The organism is Micromonospora sp. NPDC092111 (assembly GCF_044755745.1).
Classification (GTDB): domain Bacteria; phylum Actinomycetota; class Actinomycetes; order Mycobacteriales; family Micromonosporaceae; genus Micromonospora.
Genome location: NZ_JBIVRQ010000010.1, coordinates 153807 through 177299, shown reverse-complemented (window position 1 = coordinate 177299; position 23493 = coordinate 153807). Strand labels below are relative to the sequence as shown.

Below are 23493 nucleotides of genomic sequence, written 5' to 3'. Positions count from 1 at the left end.
GACAGACCGACGGCGGTGGAAACAGCGTCGGTGCCGGACGCGGCCGGCGGGAGGCGGACACGGGGGCGGAAACGGGACGGGGGCCGGCGGCTTTCGCCGCGGCCCCCGTCAACGTCGTCGTGCTGCTCAGTGCTTCTCGTCCTGCGACGGGTGGGCGAAGTTGAGGTGCTCCGGCGGCAGCGGGAAGGTGACGTCGTCACCGAACGGCGACGGGGCCGCCGCCCGGTCGAAGGTCAGCTCCGTCAGCGGCAGCCGGCCGCGGTCGTCGACCGCCGGGGCGGTCGGGTGCGGGACCTCGCGGTGCCAGTTCACGCCCTTCTGCGCCTGGGCCTCGGCAGCGGGGTCGTGCGACCCGCCCGCGTGTGAGTGGAACCCAGCCTGACGAGCGCCGCTGTGCACCACGGACTCCTTCCCCGCGCTGCTCGCGGTGCTCTGGGGCGTGTCACCCCGACGGAAGATCTTGCTACCAAGCCACACCAGGGGATCGTACCTGCGGTCGACGACCCGCTCCTTCATGGGGATGATCCCGTTGTCAGTGATCTTGATGTGCTCGGGGCAGACCTCCGTGCAGCACTTGGTGATGTTGCAGAAGCCGAGCCCCTGCTCCGCGTGCGCGTACTCCTTGCGGTCGGTCTTCGCGTCCAGCGGGTGCATGTCCAGCTCGGCGGCCCGGATGAAGAACCGGGGGCCGGAGAAGGCCGGCTTGTTCTCCTCGTGGTCCCGGATCACGTGGCAGACGTTCTGGCACAGGAAGCACTCGATGCACTTGCGGAACTCCTGCGAGCGCTCCACGTCGACCTGCTGCATCCGGTACTCGCCCGGGGCCACGCCCTCCGGTGGGGCGAAGGCCGGGGTCTCCCGGGCCTTCTCGTAGTTGAACGAGACGTCGGTGACCAGGTCCCGGATGACCGGGAAGGTGCGCAGCGGGGTGACCGTGACCGTCTCGGCCTCCTCGAAGGTCGACATCCGGGTCATGCAGCTCAGCCGCGGCTTGCCGTTGATCTCCATCGAGCAGGAGCCGCACTTGCCGGCCTTGCAGTTCCACCGGCAGGCCAGGTCCGGCGCGTCGGTGGCCTGGAGCCGGTGGATGACGTCGAGGACGACCTCGCCCTCGTTCACCTCCACCGTGTAGTCCTGGAGGTCACCGCCGGTGTCGTCGCCCCGCCAGATGCGGAACTGTCGCTTGGTCCCCATCAGTTGCTCGCCTCCTCGGTGAGGGCGTCGAAGTCGGCCAACTCCTCGTCGGTCAGGTACTTGGCCAGCTCGGTGCGGTCGAAGAGGCCGATCAGCTCGGCCCGCATCTTCGGCAGCGGCTTGTGCTCCAGGCGTACGGTGTCGCCGTCCAGCGAGCAGACCAGGTTGACCCGGCGCCACGTCGGGTCCATCGCCGGGAAGTCCTCCCGGGTGTGCCCGCCGCGCGACTCCTGCCGTTCCAGGGCGGCCTTCGCGGTGCACTCCGAGACCACCAGCATGTTGCGCAGGTCCAGCGCCAGGTGCCAGCCCGGGTTGTAGCGCCGGCCGCCGGCCGCGCTGACCTTGGCCACCCGCTCGCGCAGCTCCGCCAGCCTGCTGAGCGCGTCCTCAAGCTCGCCGTGACGGCGGATGATTCCTACTAAATCTCCCATCACCACCTGGAGGTCCTGCTGGAGGGTGTACGGGTTCTCCCCGGTGTCCCGCTGCAACGGCGCCAGCGCCGCCTCCACCGCGGTCTCCACCGCGCCGACCGGCACCTTCGGGCGCGAGGTCAACTGATCGGTGTACGACGCCGCGTGCCCGCCGGCCCGCTTGCCGAAGACCAGCAGGTCGGACAGGGAGTTGCCGCCGAGCCGGTTGGAGCCGTGCATACCGCCGGAGACCTCACCGGCGGCGAAGAGCCCGCGCACGGTGCCGTGGGCCGCCCCGGAGTCCGGGTCCACCTCGACGCCACCCATCACGTAGTGGCAGGTCGGGCCGACCTCCATTGGCTCGGCCGTGATGTCGACGTCGGCCAGCTCCTTGAACTGGTGGTACATCGACGGCAGTCGGCGACGGATCTCCTCCGCCGAGCGCCGGGAGGCGATGTCCAGGAAGACGCCGCCGGCCGGCGTACCCCGACCGGCCTTGACCTCGCTGTTGATCGCGCGGGCGACCTCGTCGCGGGGCAGCAGCTCCGGCGGACGCCGGTTGTTGTCCGGGTCGGTGTACCAGCGGTCCGCCTCCTCCTCGGTCTCCGCGTACTGCTTACGGAAGACGTCGGGGACGTAGTCGAACATGAACCGCTTGCCGTCGGAGTTTTTCAGCACGCCGCCGTCGCCGCGCACCGACTCGGTGACCAGGATGCCCTTCACCGAGGGCGGCCAGACCATGCCGGTCGGGTGGAACTGGAGGAACTCCATGTTGATCAGGGTGGCCCCGGCGCGCAGCGCCAGCGCGTGGCCGTCCCCGGTGTACTCCCAGGAGTTCGAGGTCACCTTGTACGACCGGCCGACCCCGCCGGTGGCGAGGACGACCGCCGGGGCCTCGAAGAGGATGAACTCCCCGGACTCCCGGTAGTAGCCGAACGCGCCGGCCACCCGGTCGCCGTCGAGCAGCAGCTCGGTGACGGTGGTCTCGGCGAAGACCTTGATCCGGGCCTCGTAGTCGCCCAGGTCGCGCTTGTCCTCCTGCTGGAGGGAGACGATCTTCTGCTGGAGGGTGCGGATCAGTTCCAGGCCGGTCCGGTCGCCGACGTGCGCCAGGCGCGGGTACTCGTGGCCGCCGAAGTTGCGCTGGGAGATCTTCCCGTCCTTCGTACGGTCGAAGAGCGCCCCGTACGTCTCCAGCTCCCAGATCCGCTGCGGCGACTCCTTCGCGTGCAGCTCGGCCATCCGGAAGTTGTTGAGGAACTTGCCGCCGCGCATGGTGTCGCGGAAGTGCACCTGCCAGTTGTCCCGGCTGTTCACGTTCCCCATCGCGGCGGCGGCGCCGCCCTCGGCCATCACGGTGTGCGCCTTGCCGAAGAGCGACTTGGAGATGATCGCGGTCTTCTTGCCGGCCAGCCGGGCCTCGATCGCCGCGCGCAGGCCGGCGCCGCCGGCCCCGATCACGACGACGTCGTAGTGGTGTCGTTCGATGCGAGTGGTAGTGGTCATGTCGGCGCGCCCTCTAGTTGATGAACCGCAGGTCGGGGATCCACTCGGCCGCGACCGCCATCACGTAGAAGTCGGTCAGCGCCAGGGTGCCGAGGGTGATCCAGGCGAGCTGCATGTGCCGGGTGTTCAGCTTGGACACGAACGTCCACGCCTGGTACCGCACCGGGTGCGCGGAGAAGTGCTTCAGCCGGCCGCCGATGATGTGCCGGCAGGAGTGGCAGGAGATCGTGTACGCCCACAGCATCACCACGTTGCCGAGCAGGATGAGATTGCCCAGCCCGAAGCCGAAGCCCTTGGGCGAGTGGAAGGCCAGGATCGCGTCGTACGTGTTGACCAGCGAGATCAGCGCGGCGGCGTAGAAGAAGTAGCGGTGCAGGTTCTGCCCGAGCAGCGGGAACCGGGTCTCCCCCGAGTAGGACTTGTGCCCGTCCGGCACCGCGCAGGCCGGCGGCGACAGCCAGAACGACCGGTAGTACGCCTTGCGGTAGTAGTAGCAGGTCAACCGGAACAGCAGCAGGAACGGCAGGGTCAGCGCGGCGTCCGGAATGATCCACCAGCCGGGCAGGAAGCTGCCGAAGTGCGAGGAACCCTCGACACACCGGTCGGTCACGCAGGGGGAGTAGAACGGCGTCAGGTAGTGGTACGCGTCCACCCAGTACCACTTGTGCATGAAGACCCGGACCGTCGCGTACGCCACCCAGGCGGTGAGCCCGACGAAGGTGACCAGTGGGGCGAGCCACCAACGGTCGGTGCGCAACGTCTTCGCCGCGATGGCGGCGCGCGCCCGCGCTCCCCGCGGCCTGAGGGTCGGCGTCGTAGCCGACTGTGCTGTCATTCGAGTCGTCTCCCTGACGGGGCCCTCACGGGCGGCGGATCACATTCCGTACCGGTCAGCGGACCGGCCAGACCGCGTCCACTGCCACGTCTTTGCGCACACCAACGACCGCGCCCGTTGGTCGGCGCAGCTAGGTGACACACGTTACGCCGATCTTCACGGCCCGGCCGCGCAACGCAGTGTCCCGTGTGTCCCGCACGTTGGAAAGACCCGAAGCATGATCAATATCCGGTCGGTGGTGCCGAATCGTCCGCCAGGGAGGGCATCCGTCCGCCGGGTGCCGTCCGCCGGGTCCGTTGGCGGGGTGCCGTTGGCGGGCGGGTGCCGCTCGCTGGGCGAGGCCCTTCGTCGGGAGCGGGCGGCGGTGACCCTGCGGACCGTGCGGTCGCGGTCAGCCCGACGCGCCGCCGGTGAAGTGCCACGACGCCAGCCGCAGTGGCGGCGCCTCCCACCAGGTCCCGTCGACCCGGTCCGGCTGGCGGACCGGGTACCGGCCGAGGCCCAGTACCGCGCCCGGCCCCAGGGCCCGGGGATACGCCTCGGTGAAGCGGAAGTCGCGGACCGCCCGGGTCGGCACGCCGTCCTCGATGAGCCACACCCCATTGCGGGTCAATCCGGTGATCACCAGGCTCTTCGGGTCGAGCACCCGGGTGTACCAGAAGTCGCTGACCAGCAGGCCCCGGGCCATCGGGGCGACCAGGGCGGCGGTGTCCGCGTCGGCCACCGCCCCCGCCACGCCGCCCCCCGTCGTCGCGCCACCGCTCCCACCCGGGCCGCCGTTCCCACCCGCCGGGACACCGCTGCCACCCGGGCCACCGGCAGCCACGTCACGGGTCTCACCCGGGCCGCCGGCAGCGGTGTCGTCGGCCGCGCCGAGCAGGCGTACGTGGTGCGGGATCGGGCCGAAGGTGGACCCGCCGGCCGCGCCGTGGCCGGTCGACCCGACGCCCGCCCCGGCACCACTGCGCCGGTCGTGCGCCACCGCGCGGGTCGTGCCCGCCTCGACCAGGGTGAGCGCCCGACGTGGACTGCCCTCCAGATCGAACGGCAGGGCGGAGCCGTGCATCGGGTCGTCGATCAGGGTCACCGCCGGGTCGAACTGGGCGGTGCCCGACTCGGCGAAGGACTGCCGCTCGGCGTGCCGCTTGCCGTTGAAGCCGTACCAGGCGAGGTTCTGTAGCAGGTCGGCCACGGCGGCCGGTTCGAGGACCACCTCGTACCGGCCCGGGGGCAGTTCGACCGGGTCGGCGGCGGCCCGTGCCTTCGCCGCGGCCCGCGCGCCCAGCGCCGCGCCGTCGACGTCGGCGAGGCGGTCGGCGCAGAGCCGGGCCACCCCGTCCGACCCGCCGGTGCGCGCGATGCCGTCCATCGCCGCCTCGGTGGTGCGTCCCTGGGCGGAGTGGCCGGCCGAGTTGGCGAACGCCGCCGACCGGTACGAGGTGCGGCAGTAGCCGGCCGCCTCCAGGCCGCCCACCGCGTCCACGAAGGCGCGTACCCGGTCGGCCCGGGCGGCCGGCTCGGCGGAGGCGGTGGCCTCGTCGAGCAGGCCGCTGGACCGGACCGAGGAGGGTGGGGTCAGCCCCGGCCAGGCCGGGTCGGGTGGGCAGAGCCGGGCCGCGGTGAGGGTCCGCTCGACCAGGGCGCGCAGCCCCGCCGGGTCGACCAGGCTGCCGCCCCCGGCGGCGGTCCGCCCGTCGACGTGCACCCGCAGCCGGACGGTGACGCCCGACTCGGCGACGTTCTGGTGGATGAAGGAGTTGGCGAACCGGGTCAGCGCCAGGTCGTGCCGGGTCACCATCACCTCGGCCTCGGCGGTCGGGCCGGCGAACCGCCGGACCAGGTCCACCACCCGGGCGGCGACGTCCAACTCGGTCGTCCCGGCTCCGCGTAGGTCGGTCATGCCCGTACCCCCACCCGGACGCCCCGGAACCGGGCCGGCGCGGCCGGATGGCCGGTGTGGCCGACCTGGCCGGGCTGGCCCTTGCCGCAGTTCGGCGTCCCCCAGGAGACGATCTCCGAGGAGAGCATGTCCATCGACCGCCAGAAGAGCGGGCCGATGCCGGTGTAGGTGGGGTTGCGCAGCATCCGGCCCCGCCGGCCCCGCTTCACCTCCCAGCCGATCTCGCAGCCGAACTGGAAGTTCAGCCGCTTGTCGTCGATCGACCAGGAACGGTTGACGTCCATCAGCACCCCGTCGTCGGTGGCCGCGACGATCTCGTCCAGCGTGTGTGGGCCGGGCTCCAGGCCGACGTTGGTCATCCGCACCATCGGCAGCCGGGCCCAACCGTCGGCGCGGACGCTGCCGCCGTACCCGAGGCCGGCGACCGCGGCCGAGTCCCGCCCGGCGAGCACCCCCACCCAGCGCCCCTCCCGGACCGCGTCCCGGGCGACGGCGGGGGAACCCTCGTCGTCGTAGCCGAAGCTGCCCAGCGCGCCCGGGATGGTCGGGTCGATGGTGACGTTCATCAGCTCGGAGCCGTAGCGCAGCGAGCCGAGCTGGGCCAGGTCCAGCCAGGACGTGCCGGCGAAGGCCGCCTCCCAGCCGAGGATGCGGTCCAGCTCGATGGCGTGCCCGACCGACTCGTGGATCTGGAGGGCGAGCTGCTCGCCGCCGAGGATCAGGTCGGTGTCGCCGGCCGGGCACTCGGGCGCGGTGAGCAACGCCCGGGACTCCTCGGCGATCCGCGCCGCGTGGGCGGCCAGCTCCAGCGACTCGACCAGCTCCCAGCCGGTGGTGCCGTACTGGCCCCGGTAGCTGGGCCAGGACCGGCGCTGGGTCTCGCCGTCGCCGATCGAGGTGGCCGAGATGCCCCCGCCGCACTCGCGGATGCGCTGGTCGATGCGGTGCCCCTCGCTGGAGACGAACCACTTCGTGGTGTCCCAGACCTGGTAGAGCCCCTCGGCCAGGTCGGCGCCGTGCTCACGCATCGCCGCGGTGGCCCGGACCAGCAGGTCGCCCTTGTCGGACAGCGGCACCCCGAGCGGGTCGATCTCGCAGGCGGAGGCCCAGCTCGCCACCGCCGGCTCGACCGGTACCAGGTCGATCGGCGGGCCGGGCACCCGGGCGCTGGCGGTGGCGACCGCCGCGGCCCGCCGTCCGGCGGCGCGGGCCGCGGTCGCCGACAACTCGGGTACGGCGTGGAAGCCCCAACCCGACCCGACCAGCGCCCGGACGCCCAGCCCGAGGCTCTCGTCCTGGGCCAGCTCCTCGACGTCGCCGTTGCGCGCGGACATCGACTCGTAGCGGCGGTGCATCACCCGGGCGTCGGCATACCGGGCACCCGCGTCGAGGGCGGCCTGTACGGCGGCGGACGCCACGTCGAACTCGGTCATGGCCCGACCCTAGGCGAGTCGACCGACATCCGTCAGGGGACGAGGTCGGAAGAGCCGCCGCGCACCGGTCTCCGGCTCCCGCGCTCGCCGGGTGTGAGGACGCCGGCCGGGACGGTGAACCCGTCGAGGACTGCGGTGCGGTGGTCCAGTCGTTACGCTGTGGCCTGCTGACAGCTCCCGGCCTGTAGCTTATTTTCACCCTCGGGTCTTTGTTGTAGGTTCTCTACAACCTGAGGGGAGGCGGTCGTGGACAGTCCGGAAGCAGCGCCGTCCGGGCAGCCGGACGACCAGCCGGCCGTGCCGGAGCGGCACGTCGACGGCGGCCCGGCCGTGCCGGAGCAGCGCACCGGGGCGGACCCGTACCTGCGGGTGGACGACCTGCGGGTCTCGTTCGACACCACCGACGGCGTGGTCCGCGCGGTCGACGGGGTGTCCTTCGCGGTGGACCGTGGCCGGACGCTCGGCATCGTCGGCGAGTCCGGCTCCGGCAAGAGCGTCACCTCGCTGGCCGTCCTCGGCCTGCACGACCCCCGGCGGAGCACCGTCACCGGCGGGATATCCGTCGGCGGCCGGCAGTTGGTGGGCCAGCCCGAGGAACAGGTACGCCGGCTGCGCGGCCGGGACATGGCGATGATCTTCCAGGACCCGCTCTCCGCGCTGCATCCCTACTACCCGGTCGGTCGGCAGATCGTCGAGGCGTACCGGGTGCACCATCCCCGGGCGGGGCGGCGGGCGGCCCGTACCCGGGCGGTGGAGATGCTGGACCGGGTCGGCATCCCGCAGCCGGCCCGCCGGTTCGACCAGTACCCGCACGAGTTCTCCGGCGGTATGCGGCAGCGGGCGATGATCGCGATGGCGCTGGTCAACGACCCGGCCCTGGTCATCGCCGACGAGCCCACCACCGCGCTGGACGTGACCGTGCAGGCGCAGATCCTGGACCTGCTGGCCGACCTCCAGGCCGAGTTCCACACCGCGATCATCCTGATCACCCACGACCTGGGCGTGGTCTCCCAGGTCGCCGACGAGGTGCTGGTCATGTACGGCGGCCGGGCGGTCGAGCACGGCAGCGTCGCGCAGGTGCTGCGTCGGCCGCAGCACCCGTACACCTGGGGGCTGCTCTCCAGCGTGCCGTCGCTGCACGGCGACGCGGACGCGGACCTGGTGCCGATCCCGGGCAACCCGCCGTCGCTGATCAACCTGCCGCCGGGGTGCGCGTTCCACCCCCGCTGCCGGTACGCCGACCGCACCGGGGACCGCTCCCGCACCCAAGTGCCGGAGCTGGGCCCGGCCGGGGAGGCCGGACACCTGGTCGCCTGTCACCTGGCGGCCGACGACCGGACCCGGCTCTACCGGGCGGACGTGGCCCACGTGGGGGTGGCCCGGTGAGCGCGAGGAACGCAGCGCAGCGGAGTCCCGCAGTCGCGAGCGAAGAGGTTGGCCCGGTGAGCGCGAGGAACGCAGCGCAGCGGAGTCCCGGGCCGGAGTCGACCGAGCCGCTGCTGCGGGTACGCGGGCTGGCCAAGCACTTCCCGGTGCGTACCGGCTTCCGGTCGAAGGGGCTGGTCCGGGCGGTCGACGGTCTCGACTTCGACGTGCGGCCCGGCGAGACCCTAGGGCTGGTGGGGGAGTCGGGCTGCGGCAAGACCACCACCGGCCGGATGCTGGTGCGGCTGCTGGAGCCGACCGCCGGGACCATCGAGTTCGCCGGCCGGGACATCACCCACGCCCGGCGTCGGGAGCTGCGGCCGTTGCGGCAGGACCTCCAGATCATCTTCCAGGACCCGTACGCGTCGCTGAACCCCCGGCACACCGTCGGGCGGATCGTGGCGATGCCGTTGCAGGTCAACGGGATCGACCCGCCCGGCGGGGTGCGTACCCGGGTGCGCGAGCTGCTGGAGCTGGTCGGGCTCAACCCGGAGCACTACAACCGTTACCCGCACGAGTTCTCCGGCGGGCAGCGGCAGCGGATCGGGATCGCCCGCGCCCTGGCGTTGCGGCCGAAGCTGATCGTGGCCGACGAACCGGTCTCCGCGCTGGACGTCTCGATCCAGGCGCAGGTGGTCAACCTGCTGCGGGACCTGCAACGCGACCTCGGCCTGGCGTTCGTGTTCATCGCCCACGACCTGGCCGTGGTGCGGCACTTCTGCCAGCGGGTCGCGGTCATGTACCTGGGCCGGATCGTGGAGATCGGCGACCGCGCCGACATCTACGAGCGGCCTCAGCACCCGTACACCCGGGCCCTGCTGTCGGCGATCCCGGACGTGACCGCGCTCGGCGCGGCCGGGCGGATCCGGCTCACCGGGGACGTCCCCACCCCGCTGGATCCGCCGTCGGGCTGCCGGTTCCGGACCCGCTGCTGGAAGGCCCGGGACGTCTGCGCCACCGAGGAACCGGCGCTGGTGGCCCGCGACGGCGGCCGGCAGGCCACCGCCTGTCACTTCCCGGAGGACGGGTCGGTGGCCGGGCCCGGAACGGCGGCCACTCCACCGCCGCCGACCCACCGTCGCGGGCGATCCGGCGCGGCGGCGAGCGACCCGCCGGTCGCCGGAGGGCCGGGCAGCGCGGACGCGCCGAGCGGCCCGGCGGGCCCGGCGTCGTCGGGCGGCGGAGCGGGTCGGCGGGACGCGAGCGCCGAGGAGGTGGCGACATGAGTCTGTCCCCGGTGGAGCCGGCGGCGCTGGCCGAGGCCGAGACCATTGGCGACCGGCCCGAGGCGGGCGGGGGGATCGTCGGGCGTTCGCCCGGCCAGCTCGCCTGGGCCCGGCTGCGGCGGGACCGCACCGCCGTGGTCAGCGGGGCCATGCTGGCGCTCTTCGTGCTGGTCGCGCTCGCCGCCCCGCTGATCGAGCTGGCGTACGGGATCGGGCCGCGCGAGCAGTTCCAGGGCCGGTTGGACGGCTTCGGCATGCCGCTCGGGTACGCCGGTGGGGTGACCGGTGAGCACTGGTTCGGCCTGGAACCGGGGCTCGGCCGGGACATCTTCATCCGGATGGTCTACGGGCTGCGTAGCTCGCTGCTGATCGCCTCCGCGGCGGCGGTGATCACCGCCGCCATCGGCATCGTGCTGGGCACCGTCGCCGGTTACCTGGGCGGCTGGCTGGACGCCGTGATCAACTGGATCACCGACCTCACCCTGGCCATGCCGTTCCTGATCATCGCGCTGGCGCTGACCCCGACCATCGCGCTGCGCTTCTACGGGCAGCGGGCGGCGGTGCCGCCGGCCTTCCAGATCGGGGTGCTCATCGCGATCTTCGCGATCTTCGGCTGGACGAGCACCGCCCGGCTGGTACGCGGCCAGGTCATCGCGCTGCGTGAGCGGGAGTTCGTGGAGGCGGCCCGGGCCAGCGGCGCCGGCCTGGGGCACATGCTCTTCCGGCAGTTGCTGCCGAACATCTCGGCGCCCGTCCTGGTCTCGTTCTCGCTGGCGGTGCCCGCGTACATCACCAGCGAGGCGGCGCTGTCGTTCATCGGGGTCGGGTTGACCGACGCCACCCCGAGCTTCGGCCGGATGATCTACCGCAGCCTGGACTACCTCCAGACCGACCCGGCGTACGTCTTCTTCCCCGGCGTCACGATCTTCCTGCTCGTGTTCGCCTTCAACCTCTTCGGCGACGCGCTGCGCGACGCGCTCGACCCGAAGTCGTCCCGGTAGGAGGGCACCCATGGCCCGGTTCCTGGTCAAGCGGCTCTTCTCCGCCACGCTCACGCTCTTCGCGGTCAGCGTGCTCAGCTTCCTGATGTTCTTCGCCCTGCCCCGGGACCCGGTCACCGGCATGTGCCCGAAGAACTGCAACCCGGAACGGCTGGAACGGGTTCGCCAGGAGTTGGGCCTGCGTGACCCGCTGATCAGCCAGTACGCCGGCTACATGAAGGGCATCGTCACCGGCCGGGACCTGGGCAGCGCCCAGGGCGGCCGGTGCGACGCGCCCTGCCTGGGCTGGTCGTACGTGGCCAACGAGGCGGTCTCCGACACCATCGCCCGGGTGCTGCCGGTGACCCTGAGCATCGTCATCCCGGCGGCGGTGCTCTGGCTGCTGCTCGGGGTCGGCCTGGGCATGGTCTCGGCACTGCGCCGGGGCACCTGGCTGGACCGGGCGGCGATCGGCTTCTCGCTGGCCGGTGCCTCGTTGCAGCTCTACTTCGTCGGTGCGGTGCTGCTGCTGGTCTTCGTCTACACGCTGCGCTGGCTGCCGGTGCCGAGCTACACGCCGCTGCTCGACAATCCGGTGCGGTGGGCCAGTGGGCTGGTGCTGGCCTGGTTGGCGCTGGCGTTCCTGTTCTCGGCGATCTACGCCCGGCTGTCCCGGGCGCAGATGCTGGAGACGCTGTCGGAGGACTTCGTCCGGACCGCGCGGGCCAAGGGCCTGGCGAAACCCACCGTGTACGGCCGGCACGCGCTGCGCGCGGCGATCACCCCGGTGGTGACCATCGCCGGGCTGGACGTGGGCGGGGCGCTGGGCGGGACGGTGATCACCGAGACCACCTTCGGCCTCAACGGCATGGGGCGGACGGCGGTCGACGCGGTCCGCTCCGGCGACCTGCCCACCATCATGGCGACCGTGCTGATCGCCGCGGTCTTCGTGGTGCTGGCGAACGTGTTGGTGGATCTGCTCTACGCGGCGATCGATCCCCGGGTGCGGCTGCGCTGACCGGGGCCGGGGATCGTCCCCGGTGACGAAATTTATCGACAACTGTTACACCGTCCGAAGGTTTTCTTCTTTACGATCCTCGGGACGTCGGCGTTCCCGTCCGACGGCAACCGGGGTGGAGGAGGTAGGAGATGCGACCACGCGCAGCAGCCGCCGCAGGCGGCGCGATCGCCCTGGTGGTGGCGTTGGGGGCGTGCTCGGAAAACACCGGTGAGGGCACCACGGTGGACACCGACCGGCAGCAGACCGGGGTGATCGCCACCGACCCGAAGGACTCCCAGGGTCCCGCCGCCGAGGTGACCGGCGCACGCAAGGGCGGCACCTTCACCATCATCCGGGAGACCCCGATCTCCCACCTGGACCCGCAGCGGACGTACTCGTTCGCCGGCCTGATGGCCAACCCGCTCTTCGCGCGCTACCTGACCACCTGGAAGGACGACGGCAAGGGCGGCCTGGTCCTGGTCGGCGACCTCGCCGAGACGCCCGGCAGCAACGTCAACAACGACTGCAAGGTCTGGGAATTCAAGGTCAAGGACGGGGTGAAGTTCGAGGACGGCAGCCCGATCACCTCGACGGAGATCGCCTACGGCATCGCCCGCTCCTTCGACCCCGACCTGACCGGCGGCCCCACCTACCTCCAGGAGTGGCTCGCCGACAGCCCGCAGTTCGACACCCGGTGGGACTTCAAGAAGAACAAGACCGGGCTGCCGCCGGGGTTGACCACCCCGGACCCGAAGACGCTGCGGTTCGAGTTCGCCAAGCCCCGCTGTGACCTGCCGTTCGCGGTCTCGCTGCCGACCACCGCGCCGCTGCGGCCCGACCAGGACACCGGTGTCAACCTGGACCAGAAGCCCTTCTCGTCCGGGCCGTACAAGGTCGCCAAGAACCAGGCCGGCGTGCAGCTCACGCTGGACCGCAACCCGCACTGGGACGCCGCCACCGACCCGGTCCGGCACCAGTATCCGGACCAGTTCGTCTGGACCTTCGGTCCGACCGCCGACGCCGCCACCAACCGGGTGATCGCCGACAACGGCACCGACCAGAGCGCGATCTCCTGGAACTACGTGCCCGCCTCGCTGGTCGCCCGGGTCGCCCAGGACGCGGCGCTCAAGGAGCGGACCATCCTCTCCCCGACGCCGAGCGCCAACCAGCTCGTCATCAACAACCAGCGGGTCACCGACCTGAAGATCCGGCAGGCCCTCAACTACGCCATCGACCGGGACGGCCTGGTCAAGGCGCTCGGTGGGCAGACCGTGGCCCAGCCGCTGACCACGCTGATGCCGCCGGCCACCATCGGCTTCCAGGCGTACGACGCCTATCCGGCCGGGGCCAACGGCGACGTCGACAAGGCCAAGGAACTGCTCGGCGGGAAGACCCCGGAACTGGTCCTCGGCGTCGCCGACAGCAGCACCGAACAGCAGATGGGCACCCAGCTCAAGGGCAACCTGGAGCGGGCCGGCTTCAAGATCACCGTGCGGAACATCCCGGACGACGCGAAGCTCGACGAGATCAAGAAGAAGAACAACCCGTGGGACCTGTACATCGGCAACTGGGCGGCCGACTGGCCCAGCGGCGCGTCGATCCTGCCGGTGCTCTACGACGGCCGGACCATCAAGGCCGAGGGCAACAGCAACCAGGCGTACTTCAACGACCCCGCGATCAACGCCGAGTTCGACCGGATCCTGGCCCTGCCCCCGGCCGACCAGGGTCCCGAGTGGGGCAAGCTCGACCAGCGGATCATGAAGGAGCAGGCCCCGGTGGTGCCGCTCTTCGTCGACGTGGCCTACACCGTGCACGGCTCCAAGGCCGCCGGGGTCTTCATCTCCAGCGTCTTCGGCTACCCGTCCTTCGTCAACGCCCACGTCAAGCAGTGACCTCGCACTGACCACCCGCGCTGCGGGCGGCAAGGGTCCCCTCTCGACAACGCCGTCGGGAGGGGACCCTCTCGTTCACCCCGGAGCGGTCCCGGCTGCTTCGCGGCCTCCGCCTTGGTCCGGTGCACGGCCTGGTCGTCCTCCCGCTACGCGGGCGGCGTGTTGTACTGGTCGAGGGTCGCCTTGGACGTCGACGCGACCTGGAAGGTCAGTTCCCACGGGCCGGTGTTGACGTCCATGTCCTTGCCGAACCCGACCCACTTCCCGGCCATCCGTCGCCCGGTGGGCTCGACCATCAGTTGGATCGCGCCGTGGTACCGGGCTCCCCGGTAGTAGCCGGCCGGGTCGGTCTGCTCCACCCAGGTGCCGGTGACGACGGCACCGTCCACGGTCAGGTCCAGCGACAGCGACGATGCCGCCGAGCCGGGCAGGCTGCGCGCGGTCAGCCGGTCACCGTGCTGGAGTACGACCACGAAGTGCTGCCCCGCGAACGACTCTCCCCGGCCGCTGGAGTGGTACTGGTATCGGCTGAGCCATACCCCCTCGTACGACCCGTGCACCGTGGCCGGTCTGGGCGTCGGTGTGGCCAGGTTGGACACGGGCGAGGTCAGGTCGTGGCCGCCGTGCTGGTCATCGACGGCATCGTCGTGGGGTGTCGCGGCGAAGCCGAGCAGTGAGATGGGCAGACCGGTGACGACCTCCAACGCGCGGGCGTAGCCGGGTCGCGGGGCGGCAATCACCCCGGACTCCCAGCGTTGGACGAGTCTCTTGTTGGCGTCGTTGGGCTCGCCGACGCGGTGGCCCGCGGCCTGGAGCGCACGCGCGAAGTCGTCCTGGCTCATGCGCATCCCGGTACGGACGGCGCGTAGGGCGGTGTTCGGGGCGGTCATGCCCGTCACGATAGCGGTATGTCGTCTTAATGTCGCCTCCGATGTGGCCGTCTTGTCGTGTCTTGGGCCGTCGCGCTGGGCGACATCCCGGCGTCATCGTGGATGACACGCGATGGCTGAGCTTGCCGCCGCGCCCTGCCATGCTGCCGAGATGGCCGCCCGGGTGGGCGACGGACACGACCATCATCGGACCGCGTTCGGGCCGACGGCCGTCGAGTTGGCGCGGGTCACCGCTGCCGTGGAATTGGGCGACGGCCCTGGGCGGTCGCCCGGCACGAGGAGGCGATCGGGTGGGACGGATGGCGGTGGCTGCCGGTCGAACACCGCGCCGCGCATTTGACCGACGCGGCTCGCGCCTACCTCCAGACCGACGATCCCGTCAGCGCGGCCCGGGTGCTGATGCGGGCCGACAGCATCGCACCCGCCGAGGTCCGACACCGGCCAGCCGTACGCGAGGTGGTCGGCCAGGTTGCCCGCGACCCGGACGCCCCCGCGACGATCACCCAACTCGCCATCAACCTCGGGGTGCTCTGAACATGACGGCGCCGTTCCTGTCCCGGCATGGATCCGCACCCGACTGACTCTCACCGCCCGGCGGTCGCGACCGTGCCGGCCCGCCCTCGACCGGGACAGGTGGCCCGCTCGTTCGCCCCACCGCAAGATCGTGCTCGATCCTGGATCGAGTGGTCATTCTGGCGCTGGGATACCACTCGATCCAGGATCGAGCACGATCTTGGGTTGCGGTTGCCGGATTGCCGGGTTGCGGTTGCCGGTCGGCCGGCGACAGGTCACCTCAGGTGGGTGCGGAGGAAGTCGAGTTCCAGCCGGAGCAGCCGCTCTGACAGCCCGCCGGCCGCCATGTGGCTGGCCCCGGTCAGCGGCAGCACCGCGTGTGGCCGGCCGGTGGACAGCAGCGCCGCCGAGAGCCGCATGGTGTGCGCCGGCACCACGTTGTCGTCGACCAGCCCGTGCACCAGCAGCAGCGGACGGGCCTCCGCCGGGTCGCGGACCGGCTCCGCCGCCAACTCCACCAGCGAGTGGTGCCCGTACACGTCGACGCCGTCGTCGGGCAGGCCCAGGTAACGCTCGGTGTAGGCGGTGTCGTACAGGGCCCAGTCGGTGACCGGTGCACCGGCGATGCCGCACCGGAACAGCTCCGGATGCCGCAGCACCGCCAGCCCGGCCAGCCAGCCCCCGAACGACCAGCCCCGGATCGCCACCCGGTCCAGGTCGAGGTCCGGATGCTTGCCGGCGAGCGCGGTGAGCGCGTCCACCTGGTCGGCCAGGATCACGTCGGCCACCCGCCGGTGGATCGCCTTCTCGAACGAGGGTGCCACCCCGGGCGTACCCCGGTTGTCGATGGTGACCACGGCGAACCCGCTGTCGGCCCACCACTGCCGCTCCAGCCAGGCCGAGCGGGCGGCGATCACCTCCTGGTGCCCCGGGCCGCCGTAGACGTCCAGCAGCACCGGCAGGCGGGTGCCCTTGACGTGCTCCGCCGGGTAGAGCACCGCCGTCGGCAGCCGCCGGTCGGTCACCCGGACCAGCATCGGCCGGGGCGCGTACGACGGGGTGGCCGCCAGCGAGCGGAGCTGGGCCACCTCCCGGTCGCCGCGCCACACCGACCAGCGGGTCCCCGCGTCGTCCAGCGAGGCGGTGCCGACCACCAGCACGTCCCCGCCGACGGCGGCCGTGTGCCAGCCCGGCGTGCTGCTCATCCGACGGGCGTCCACCCCACCGCCGATCACCGTCCGGACCCGGTAGAGGTGCCGCTGGCTCGGCTCGCCCTCGCTCGCCTCCACCAGCAGGTCGGCCGAACCGGCGCCGGTGGGCAGCCGGCCGACCACCCGGCGGACGTACAGCGACGGCGGGGTGAGCAGGGTGCCGTCGGCGAACAGGCAGCGGGCGTCGTACCCGTCGTGGGCCAGCTCGCCGCCGACCAGCACCCGGCCGTCCGGCAGGTGCGCCGGGGTGCCCGGGATCGGCTCCACCCAGCGCGGGTCGGCCAGCTCGGCGTGCACCTGGGTCTCCCCGGTGCGCGGGTCCACGGCCAGTACCAGGCCGTGCTGCTGGGAGCGGCGCAGCACCGTGATCAGCGGACTGCCGTCGGTCCAGTCGACCGAGGCCAGGTACGGGTAGGTCTCCCGGTCCCAGTGCACGTCGACCCAGCCGTCGCCCAGGTCGAGCAGGTGCAGGCTGACCTCGGCGTTCGGGCCACCGGCCCGGGGGTACGCGACGGTCGTCGGCGGGCTCGCCGGGTCGGTCGGGTCGTGCAGGTGCCAGCGGGGCAACCGGGACTCGTCCACCCGGGCGGCGAGCACCGCCCCGCCGTCCGGGGCCCACCAGTAGCCGCGGAACCGGTGGAACTCCTCCGCCGCGACGTGCTCGGCGAGCCCCCAGGTGACCCCGCCGTCCTCGCCGGCGAGCATGGTGTCGGTGCCGTCGGCGTCCACCACCCGCAGCTCGCCCCGGCGCACCCCGTCGGCGGCGTCGGTGACGTACGCCAGCCGCTGCCCGGTCGGGTCCGGACGCGGGTCGACCACCGGCCCGACGGTGGCCACCTCGACCACGTCGCCGTGCACCAGGTCGGCCCGGAACACCCGCCCGGCCAGCGTGAAGACGGCCACCCTGCCCGCGCCGTCCAGGACGTACGAACCGATGCCGGCGGCGCTGAGCCGGCGTCGTTCGCGCAGCGCCCGCTCGCCCGGGGCGAGCGCCGTCGGGGCGGCGTCCGCGCCCAGCAGCACGGCGGGGTCGGCGATCAGCCGTTCCTCGCCGGTGGCGGTCTCCAGCGACCAGAGCGCATCGGCCGGGTCCTCCGGCCCGCCCGAGCGGAGGAAGACCACCCGGGAACCGTCGTCGGCCACGGAAACGGCGCGCGGCGCCCCGTGGCTGAACCGACGGGTACGGGCGGCCAGCTCGGGAAAGTCCACAACCCGGATCGTAGAGCGGCGCCGGGCGTGATGTGGCCGACCTGCGTGGACGCGTACGGCTCGGGGGCGCGGGACCGCCGGTTAGAGTGACGGTCGTGACGACGCTGCCCGACCGACGCCTTCTCCTGGTCCACGCGCATCCCGACGACGAGGCCATCGGCACCGGGTCGACGATGGCGCACTACGCCGCCGCCGGCGCCCACGTCACGCTGGTGACCTGCACCCTCGGCGAGGAGGGCGAGATCCACCTGCCGGAGCTGGCGCAGCTCGCCGCCGCCGAGGCCGACCAGCTCGGCGGGTTCCGGATCGGCGAGCTGGCCGCCGCCTGCGCCGCGCTCGGCGTCACCGATCACCGCTTCCTCGGCGGGGCGGGCCACTACCGCGACTCCGGCATGATGGGGCTCGCCACCAACGAGCACCCCCGGGCGTTCTGGCAGGCCGACCTCGACGAGGCCGCCGGTCACCTGGTGGAGGTCATCCGGGAGCTCCGCCCGCAGGTCCTCGTCACGTACGACCCGAACGGCTTCTACGGGCACCCGGACCACATCCAGGCGCACCGGGTCGCGATGCGGGCGTACGAGCTGGCCGACGCCGAGGGCATCGCGCCGACCAAGGTCTACTGGACGGCGATGCCGCGCAGCGTCCTGGAGGCCGGCATGAACCACTTCACCGAGTCGTCGGACAACCCCTTCGACGGCATCGAGAGCATCGACGACCTGCCCTTCGGCACCCCGGACCCGGAGATCGCGGCCCGGATCGACGCCACCGAGCAGCACGCCGCCAAGGAGGCGGCGATGCGGGCGCACGGCACCCAGATCCCGGCCGGCTCCTGGCTCTACTCGATCGCCGGCAACTTCGGCGCCGAGTTCATGGGCGTGGAGTACTTCACCCTGGCGGTGGGGGAGAAGGGCCCCGGCAGCGGCCCGTACGGCTGGGAGGACGACCTCTTCGCCGGGCTGGCCGCCGACGGGTCGTACCGGGCCCCGGCTGTGACGGCCGGGCTTCGGTGACCCTGCCCGCCACGCCGATGCCGGTCGTCGAGGAGGAGACGGGTCCGCCACCACCACCGCCGCCACCCGGCCGGACGGGGTGGCTGCTCGACCTCGGGCTGCGGCTGGTGGGTGGGCTGGTCGCCGTGGTCGGCGGGGTGCTCACCGCCCTGCTCGGCCTGCTGCTGTCCACCGTCCGGGTCGGCGGGCACCTGATCGGGGTGTCGGTGGCGGTCACCATCGTGGGGGCGATCGCGGCGAGCTGGTTCGCGTACGCCACGGTCGGCCGGAAGTGGGCCGTGGCGCTGCCCGCGCTGCCCTGGTTCGTGCTGATGGCGTTGGCGGCGGTCCGCACCGCCGAGGGTGACCTGCTGGTCGCCGGGGACAACTGGGTCGGACTGGCGATGATCACCACCGGGGCGATGACCTTCGCGGTGATGGCGTTCCGGCAGATCCTCGGGCCCTCGCCGCGGCGTCACGACGGCTGACGGTCGGCGGCCCGCCGGCCGATGACCCGCGCTGGTCCCGCGCGTCGCGCCGGCCGTCCGCGTTGGTGTCCCGCAGGCTGGTGACGGCACCCAGCCCGCGGTGGTAGATATTCCTGCCAGGAGGCCCGCCGGTGGGGCGGGCAGTAGGCCGGGAGGCGTGCGATGAGGGATCGGTGGCGTGCGGTCGGGGTGCTGGCGGCGGCGCTGTTCGCGGTCAACGTGTTGGCCCGGGTGATCATCAAACTCGGCTTCGACGGGAACGACACCGCCGCCGACCGGGTCTCGCTGGGCATGTTCGTCGTGGTCGGGCTGGTCCTGGCCGGCGTGGTGTCGGTCCGGGGCCGGGTCGTCCCGGCCGCCCGTTGGGGTGCCGACGTGGCCGCCGCGGTCGCCGTGGCACTGCTGCTGACCGTCCTGGTCGGCCCGCTGCTGGTGGGCAACAACCCGTTCGGCGGAGGTGCCGGGCTGTTCTTCGCCCAGATCTGGCTCTACCTCGCCGCCGCGCTGGCCGGCGTGGCGATCGGCTACCTGGTGCTCATCGCGCTGGGCCGCGACCACCGGTCCCAGCAGCTCAAGCGGTACGCCGAGCTGAAGGCGGCGAAGCCCCGCCGGGTCGTCCGCCGCTGACCCCGCACACGGCCGGCCCGCCCGTCGTGATGGGCGTCACATCGGCGAGCTGGGGCCGGGTTCGGTGGTGCCGGCCGACCGGGGTGGCCCGGGTCGGGTCAGGCCGGTGGGGCGACCCGGGTGAGGTACGTGTGGTGGGTGGTGAAGCCGAGCCTCCGGTAGAGGGAGACGGCCGCCGTGTTGCGCTGCTCCACCTGGAGGAGGGCGTGACTCGCGCCCTCGGCGACGGCCCAGTCGGCGAGGGCCCGGACCACCCGGCCCGCCAGCCCCTGCCGGCGTACCTGCGGTGCCACCTCGATCAGGCTGAGCCCCAGCCAGCGGCCCTGCCCGGTGACCGTGCCCCGACCCGTCGCCACCAGCGCGCCGTCGGCGTACACCTGGGCGAAGCGGACCCGGTCCACGGCGGTGAGCACGTGCCGCGCGGCATCCGGCAGGCCGCCCTTGCGGCCGGCGGCGACCGCGAGCCAGTCCTCGGACGGCGCGGCGGTCAGGGTGACCGGCGGCGCGCCGGCCGGTTCCGCCGCCGGCGGCAGCGCGGCGAGCGCGACGGTCTGCACCAGCGTGAGCGGCCGGGACCCCCAGCCCCGGGCGTCCAGTTCGGCGCCGACCGGCACGGCCAGCGGTAGCGGCGTGTTGACCAGGGCGGGCCGACCTCGGTCGGCGTACCACCGTTCGATCGCGTCCACCGCCGCCGGCAGCGGACGGTCCGGGTCGCCGACCGGCAGCGCCGAGTTGGCCCGTCCGGTCCACCCGTCGGCGGACCGCAGCAGCCAGTCCCCGAGCCGGCCCCGGACCGGCGCGGGCCACGCCTCGTCCGCCGCCAGCTCCACCTCCACCACGGCGGCGGCGGTCGGCCGCCGGGTGGGCGGTACCCGCTTGGCCCGGTGCACCTCGGTCACCGGCACCCGTAACCGTCCCTGCGCGGTGGCGATGGTGAGATGCGTCTCGCTCAGCTCGACCAGCTCACCGAGGGCGTCCGAGAAGAGCGGCCGGCCCTCCCGAATCCCCACCATTCGGCGGACCACGATCCGGTGTCCCACATCCTGCTGTCGGAGCACGATCGACCTCCTCCCCGGCGAGATACTAGGCTCTTACCGTCGCGGGTGATCGCGACGAGTCTTGCGGAGGAGAAGACCGGTGACCTACATCATCGCCGAGCCGTGCGTGGATGTGCTCGACAAGGCATGCATCGAGGAGTGCCCGGTCGACTGCATTTACGAGGGCAACCGGATGCTCTACATCCACCCCGACGAGTGCGTCGACTGTGGTGCCTGTGAGCCGGTCTGCCCGGTGGAGGCCATCTTCTACGAGGACGACGTCCCGGAGCAGTGGAAGGACTACACCGGGGCGAACTACGAGTTCTTCGAGGACCTGGGCTCGCCGGGCGGCGCGTCGAAGATCGGCAAGGTGGAGAAGGACGCGACGTTCGTCGCCGGCCAGCCGCCGCGCGGCGAGGGCCACTGAACCGGCCCGCGCCGGTCTCGGCACGGCTGCCCGAGTTCACCTGGGACACCCTGGACGCCGCGGCCACCCTGGCCGCGGCGCACCCGGACGGTCTGATCAACCTCTCCATGGGCACCCCGGTCGACCCGGTGCCCCCGGTGATCCGGCAGGCGCTGGCGGACGCGTCCGACGCGCCGGGCTACCCGCTGACCGCGGGCACCCCGGCGCTGCGTGACGCGATCGCCGGCTGGGTGGCGCGTGCCTGCCGGGCCGGCGTCGACGGGCTCGGGGTGCTGCCGACGATCGGCTCCAAGGAGTTGGTCGCCTGGCTGCCCACCCTGCTCGGGATCGGCCCCGGCGACGTGGTCGTGGTGCCGTCGATCGCCTACCCCACCTACGAGGACGGGGTTCGGCTGGCCGGTGCCACCACGGTGCGCGCCGACTCGCTGACCGCGGTCGGCCCCACCCCCCGGGTACGGCTGGTCTGGGTCAACTCGCCCGGCAATCCGACCGGTCGGGTGCTGCCCGCCGCCCACCTGCGCAAGGTGGTCGACTGGGCCCGTGAGCGCGGTGCCGTGGTCGCCAGCGACGAGTGCTACCTGCCGCTGGGCTGGACCGCCGACGCCGAGCCGGTCTCGGTGCTCGCGCCGGAGGTCTGCGGCGGGTCGTACGACTCGGTGCTGGCGGTGCACTCGCTCTCCAAGCGTTCCAACCTGGCCGGCTACCGGGCCGGGTTCGTGGCCGGTGACCCGGCGCTGGTGGCCGAGCTGCTGAGGATCCGCAAACACGCCGGCATGATCGTCCCGGCGCCGGTGCAGGCCGCGATGGTGGCCGCGCTCGGCGACCAGGCGCACGCCGACGGGCAGCGGGAACGCTACCGGGCCCGGCGGGAGACGCTGCTCGCCGCGTTCACCGGGGCGGGCTTCACGGTGGAGCACTCCGAGGCGGGCCTCTACCTGTGGATGACCCGCGACGAGGACTGCTGGGACACCGTCGAGTGGCTGGCCCGGCGAGGCATCCTGGTCGCCGCCGGGGCCTTCTACGGGCCCGCCGGGCAGCGGCACGTCCGGGCGGCGCTGACCGGGTCCGACGCGCACGTGGCGGCGGTCGCGCGCCGCCTCGCCCAGCCGTAGCCGGCCCGGCCGGTCGGCCCTCGCCCACCGGTCGGTCGCGGGGCGATGGTTCGGACGGCGTCCGCCGGTCGACCCGGAGGGCGTGACGTACGAGAGGGGTCGGGTCGAGTTGAGCCACCAGGTCGACCAGTCGCACCAGGACGGCGCGGCGCGTGGCGGCGGGCCGACCGGCGCGCCCCGGGTCGCCGTGGTGGGCACCGGCCTGATCGGCGGCTCGATCCTGTTGCGGCTGCACGAGGCCGGTGCGCAGGTGACCGGCTGGGACCCGGACGGTGAGACCCGGGCCGAGGGCCGGCGCCGTGGCCTGGCCTTCCCGGAGGAACTGTCCGACGCGGTCCGCGACCGGGACGTCGTCTTCCTCTGCGGTCCGCTGCCCAGCCTGCCGGAAACCCTGCTCGCCGTGGCCGGGCAGACCGGCGACCGCTGTGTCGTCACGGACGTGGGCAGCACAAAGATGTCCGTCGCCGGGTTTGCCGCCGAGCACGGCCTGACCGATCGGTTCGTGCCCGGCCACCCGATGGCCGGCACCGAGCGGGCCGGTCTCACCTCGGCGCTGCCCGGCCTCTTCGCCGACGCGGCCTGGGTGCTCTGCCCGAGCGCCGACGGGTTGGTGCCGTTCCGGTCGCTGGCCGGGCTCCTCGTCGAGGTCTTCCACGCGCACGTCGTGCCGATGTCGCCGACCGTGCACGACTCCGTGGTGGCCCTCTCCTCGCACGTGCCGCACCTGCTCGCCGGCAGCCTGGCCGGAGCCGCCGCCGACTCGGTGGTCCGGGACGCCGTGCTCGGGCTCGCGGCGGGCAGCTTCCGGGACGGCACCCGGGTGGCGGCGACCCCCGCCCGGCGGACCGCCGACATGCTCCTGCACAACCGGGAACAGGTGCTCCGGCAGTTGGACGAGGTGCGGAGCGCCCTCGACGGGCTCGCCTCGGCGCTCCGCGACGGCGACCTGCCCGCGCTGGTGGCCCGGTACGAGCGGGCCGGGGCGCTGCGGCTGGCCGTGCCCGACCGGGCGCTGCGTCCGTTCCGCCGGCAGGTGGGGACCGGCGGGGAGCCCGCCGACGAGGTGGCGTTCCTGCTGGCGGTCGGCGAGTCCGGAGGCTACCTCACCGGGTGCGAGGTGGCGGGGGAGACGGTGACCTACACCGGTCTGCGCCCCGGCGATCCGGGAAACCCGGCCTGACCGAAGGAA

General features: G+C 72.8%; 20 protein-coding genes. 12 read left to right on the top strand and 8 right to left on the bottom strand.

Annotated elements, in window-relative coordinates; translation table 11 throughout:
- Positions 1-126: 126 nt before the first annotated feature.
- The 5 genes from ACIQG9_RS20325 to ACIQG9_RS20305 form a co-directional block, all read right to left on the bottom strand.
- Complete coding sequence (locus ACIQG9_RS20325; protein WP_400404514.1) at positions 127-1194, bottom strand: succinate dehydrogenase/fumarate reductase iron-sulfur subunit; 1068 nt, start codon at positions 1192-1194, stop codon at positions 127-129.
- Positions 1194-3110, bottom strand: coding sequence for a fumarate reductase/succinate dehydrogenase flavoprotein subunit (locus ACIQG9_RS20320; protein WP_400404512.1), 1917 nt, complete (start codon positions 3108-3110; stop codon positions 1194-1196). Before ACIQG9_RS20320 ends, ACIQG9_RS20325 begins: the two co-directional genes overlap by 1 nt.
- A 13-nt stretch (positions 3111-3123) precedes the next feature.
- Complete coding sequence (locus ACIQG9_RS20315; RefSeq protein WP_400404511.1) at positions 3124-3945, bottom strand: hypothetical protein; 822 nt, start codon at positions 3943-3945, stop codon at positions 3124-3126.
- A gap of 391 nt (positions 3946-4336) precedes the next feature.
- The gene (locus ACIQG9_RS20310) at positions 4337-5845 is read right to left on the bottom strand and encodes a metallopeptidase TldD-related protein (RefSeq protein ID WP_400404509.1); all 1509 of its coding nucleotides are present in this window, start codon (positions 5843-5845) and stop codon (positions 4337-4339) included.
- The gene (locus tag ACIQG9_RS20305) at positions 5842-7278 is read right to left on the bottom strand and encodes a TldD/PmbA family protein (protein WP_400404507.1); all 1437 of its coding nucleotides are present in this window, start codon (positions 7276-7278) and stop codon (positions 5842-5844) included. The genes ACIQG9_RS20310 and ACIQG9_RS20305 overlap by 4 nt, the downstream gene beginning before the upstream one ends.
- A 297-nt stretch (positions 7279-7575) precedes the next feature.
- On the opposite strand from ACIQG9_RS20305, the gene ACIQG9_RS20300 reads away from it, so the two are divergent.
- From ACIQG9_RS20300 to ACIQG9_RS20280, 5 genes are all read left to right on the top strand, one after another.
- A complete protein-coding gene (locus ACIQG9_RS20300; RefSeq protein ID WP_400404649.1) occupies positions 7576-8664 on the top strand; it encodes an ABC transporter ATP-binding protein in 1089 nt (362 codons plus the stop codon).
- A gap of 56 nt (positions 8665-8720) precedes the next feature.
- Positions 8721-9929, top strand: coding sequence for an ABC transporter ATP-binding protein (locus ACIQG9_RS20295; RefSeq protein ID WP_400404505.1), 1209 nt, complete (start codon positions 8721-8723; stop codon positions 9927-9929).
- Positions 9926-10930, top strand: coding sequence for an ABC transporter permease (locus ACIQG9_RS20290; protein ID WP_400404503.1), 1005 nt, complete (start codon positions 9926-9928; stop codon positions 10928-10930). The genes ACIQG9_RS20295 and ACIQG9_RS20290 overlap by 4 nt, the downstream gene beginning before the upstream one ends.
- A gap of 10 nt (positions 10931-10940) precedes the next feature.
- Positions 10941-11927: an ABC transporter permease gene (locus ACIQG9_RS20285; RefSeq protein WP_400404501.1), complete on the top strand. Its 987-nt coding sequence runs from the start codon at positions 10941-10943 to the stop codon at positions 11925-11927.
- 131 nt (positions 11928-12058) lie between these two features.
- Positions 12059-13801, top strand: coding sequence for an ABC transporter substrate-binding protein (locus ACIQG9_RS20280; RefSeq protein WP_400404499.1), 1743 nt, complete (start codon positions 12059-12061; stop codon positions 13799-13801).
- A 146-nt stretch (positions 13802-13947) separates the two neighbouring features.
- Here ACIQG9_RS20280 and ACIQG9_RS20275 read toward each other — a convergent pair whose 3' ends face one another.
- The gene (locus ACIQG9_RS20275) at positions 13948-14700 is read right to left on the bottom strand and encodes a helix-turn-helix domain-containing protein (RefSeq protein ID WP_400404497.1); all 753 of its coding nucleotides are present in this window, start codon (positions 14698-14700) and stop codon (positions 13948-13950) included.
- 327 nt (positions 14701-15027) lie between these two features.
- Between ACIQG9_RS20275 and ACIQG9_RS20270 the strand changes: the two genes are divergently transcribed.
- Entirely contained in the window at positions 15028-15225 is a 198-nt protein-coding gene (locus tag ACIQG9_RS20270; protein WP_400404495.1) for a hypothetical protein, read from the top strand.
- 254 nt (positions 15226-15479) lie between these two features.
- On the opposite strand, the gene ACIQG9_RS20265 is transcribed toward ACIQG9_RS20270, so the two are convergent.
- On the bottom strand, positions 15480-17624 hold the full coding sequence (locus ACIQG9_RS20265; RefSeq protein ID WP_400404493.1) for a prolyl oligopeptidase family serine peptidase: 2145 nt from the start codon (positions 17622-17624) through the stop codon (positions 15480-15482).
- A gap of 86 nt (positions 17625-17710) precedes the next feature.
- Here ACIQG9_RS20265 and mshB point away from each other — a divergent pair, with 86 nt between their 5' ends.
- From mshB to ACIQG9_RS20250, 3 genes are all read left to right on the top strand, one after another.
- The gene (gene mshB, locus ACIQG9_RS20260) at positions 17711-18634 is read left to right on the top strand and encodes an N-acetyl-1-D-myo-inositol-2-amino-2-deoxy-alpha-D-glucopyranoside deacetylase (protein WP_400404491.1); all 924 of its coding nucleotides are present in this window, start codon (positions 17711-17713) and stop codon (positions 18632-18634) included.
- A gap of 17 nt (positions 18635-18651) precedes the next feature.
- Positions 18652-19101, top strand: coding sequence for a hypothetical protein (locus tag ACIQG9_RS20255; protein ID WP_400404646.1), 450 nt, complete (start codon positions 18652-18654; stop codon positions 19099-19101).
- 162 nt (positions 19102-19263) lie between these two features.
- A complete protein-coding gene (locus ACIQG9_RS20250; RefSeq protein WP_400404489.1) occupies positions 19264-19728 on the top strand; it encodes a hypothetical protein in 465 nt (154 codons plus the stop codon).
- A gap of 98 nt (positions 19729-19826) precedes the next feature.
- Here ACIQG9_RS20250 and ACIQG9_RS20245 read toward each other — a convergent pair whose 3' ends face one another.
- A complete protein-coding gene (locus tag ACIQG9_RS20245; RefSeq protein ID WP_400404487.1) occupies positions 19827-20786 on the bottom strand; it encodes a GNAT family N-acetyltransferase in 960 nt (319 codons plus the stop codon).
- Positions 20787-20865: 79 nt separating this feature from the next.
- Between ACIQG9_RS20245 and fdxA the strand changes: the two genes are divergently transcribed.
- The 3 genes from fdxA (at position 20866) to ACIQG9_RS20230 (ending at position 23484) form a co-directional block, all read left to right on the top strand.
- Complete coding sequence (fdxA, locus tag ACIQG9_RS20240; protein WP_007072862.1) at positions 20866-21192, top strand: ferredoxin; 327 nt, start codon at positions 20866-20868, stop codon at positions 21190-21192.
- Positions 21189-22304, top strand: a complete 1116-nt coding sequence (gene dapC / locus ACIQG9_RS20235) for a succinyldiaminopimelate transaminase (RefSeq protein WP_400404644.1) — start codon at positions 21189-21191, stop codon at positions 22302-22304. The genes fdxA and dapC overlap by 4 nt, the downstream gene beginning before the upstream one ends.
- An 82-nt stretch (positions 22305-22386) precedes the next feature.
- Positions 22387-23484: a prephenate dehydrogenase gene (locus ACIQG9_RS20230; RefSeq protein WP_400404485.1), complete on the top strand. Its 1098-nt coding sequence runs from the start codon at positions 22387-22389 to the stop codon at positions 23482-23484.
- Positions 23485-23493: the final 9 nt, after the last annotated feature.

What these genes read in the sequence shown, in the direction of transcription:
- ACIQG9_RS20255 (WP_400404646.1), top strand. Translation starts at nt 18,652, where the DNA reads ATGCCGGTCGTCGAGGAGGAGACGGGTCCGCCACCACCACCGCCGCCA.
- ACIQG9_RS20305 (WP_400404507.1), bottom strand. Translation starts at nt 7,278, where the DNA reads ATGACCGAGTTCGACGTGGCGTCCGCCGCCGTACAGGCCGCCCTCGAC.
- ACIQG9_RS20315 (WP_400404511.1), bottom strand. Translation starts at nt 3,945, where the DNA reads ATGACAGCACAGTCGGCTACGACGCCGACCCTCAGGCCGCGGGGAGCG.
- ACIQG9_RS20280 (WP_400404499.1), top strand. Translation starts at nt 12,059, where the DNA reads ATGCGACCACGCGCAGCAGCCGCCGCAGGCGGCGCGATCGCCCTGGTG.
- ACIQG9_RS20325 (WP_400404514.1), bottom strand. Translation starts at nt 1,194, where the DNA reads ATGGGGACCAAGCGACAGTTCCGCATCTGGCGGGGCGACGACACCGGC.
- ACIQG9_RS20285 (WP_400404501.1), top strand. Translation starts at nt 10,941, where the DNA reads ATGGCCCGGTTCCTGGTCAAGCGGCTCTTCTCCGCCACGCTCACGCTC.
- ACIQG9_RS20320 (WP_400404512.1), bottom strand. Translation starts at nt 3,110, where the DNA reads ATGACCACTACCACTCGCATCGAACGACACCACTACGACGTCGTCGTG.
- ACIQG9_RS20250 (WP_400404489.1), top strand. Translation starts at nt 19,264, where the DNA reads ATGAGGGATCGGTGGCGTGCGGTCGGGGTGCTGGCGGCGGCGCTGTTC.
- ACIQG9_RS20290 (WP_400404503.1), top strand. Translation starts at nt 9,926, where the DNA reads ATGAGTCTGTCCCCGGTGGAGCCGGCGGCGCTGGCCGAGGCCGAGACC.
- ACIQG9_RS20310 (WP_400404509.1), bottom strand. Translation starts at nt 5,845, where the DNA reads ATGACCGACCTACGCGGAGCCGGGACGACCGAGTTGGACGTCGCCGCC.